Here is a 1,074-nt window from a genome sequence, read left to right as displayed (position 1 = left end):
ACCAGTCGCCTGCCGGTTCGCCTTCCGTAACCAACTCTTCCCAAGTCGCATAGTCGTCCTCATAGGAGGTGTAGTAGTGGTCGTACAATGCTTCCACCGGACGGTTGCCTGCACCTGGCGCGGCGGGATTGAAGGCGTTCCGATCGATATTGGCCGTGGTCTTGTAGAGCGTCCACGGGTCGACCACGAAGTTCCGTTGCACGCCGCCCTCTGCCGGGAGTTCATCACCCAAGTAAGTGATAGGAGAGGAGGTGGTGAGCGCACCGTTCACCGGCTCTGCCACCCGCTTCAGAAGATACGAGCCTGCCGCCATCTTATTAAGGATGACCGCGCCTGTGATAGTCGCCGTGCCCCGTCCGTACGTTTCATCTACTATATTATATAAGGTAGAGGAGGCGCGGTAATCGATACGGGCTGCCACGCGCTCCACCTCGACGGTCGCGTCGGCCGGCTCGTCCTTTGGATTGCCGCAAAGGGTGACTTTATCCGCGGTATGCCCGTCCGAGGTCATGACGAAGCGGTCATATGCACCGTTATCCTCCTGCCAAGCCGAGGTGAGGAGGTAATCCCGGATGCCGCCCAACGTCTTACCCTGCAACGAGGAGCGGATATCGCCCGTGTTCGTCACTACCAATAAATCATACTCACCTTCCGGCAGGTTGACCTGCACTGGTTCGGTCCGGTTATCGCCCTCGATACGTTCGCGGTCGAAGTAAAATATCTTGTCGATGGGCGTATCGGCCGGTGCGTTGCTTTGCTCCTCGGCTTGATAGAAGAGGACGAGCAGGTTGTCGATACGGTTCTCGTAATCGAAACCCGTCTCGGAGCCGTCGCCCGGTTCGCCGCCCGTGGGGTTGCCGCGGGTTGAATGGCCCGTCGAGGGCGTGACGGCGAGCGAGAACCACGAGCCATCCCCCTCCAAACCATTCCCTTCCGTCCCGTTTCCGGTCTGGAGGTCGTCGGAGCAAGCCGCGAGCATCCAGCCGAAGAAAAGGGCGAAAAGAGGTGTTGTTTTCTTTAGTCTGTTATTGTTCATCTTTTATAAAAAGGACTATTTTACGAATAAATGATATG

General features: G+C 57.2%; 1 pseudogene. It reads right to left on the bottom strand.

Annotation, left to right across the window (positions count from 1 at the left end):
* A pseudogene (locus B5F77_RS15390) lies at positions 1–1,036 on the bottom strand (hypothetical protein); the annotation flags it as partial.
* Positions 1,037–1,074 lie beyond the last annotated feature (38 nt).

Source organism: Parabacteroides sp. An277 (genome assembly GCF_002159645.1).
In the GTDB taxonomy this organism is placed as follows: Bacteria; Bacteroidota; Bacteroidia; order Bacteroidales; family Tannerellaceae; genus Parabacteroides.
The sequence above is the reverse complement of the archived record's forward strand: the minus strand, read 5'-3'. Positions and strand labels throughout refer to the sequence as shown.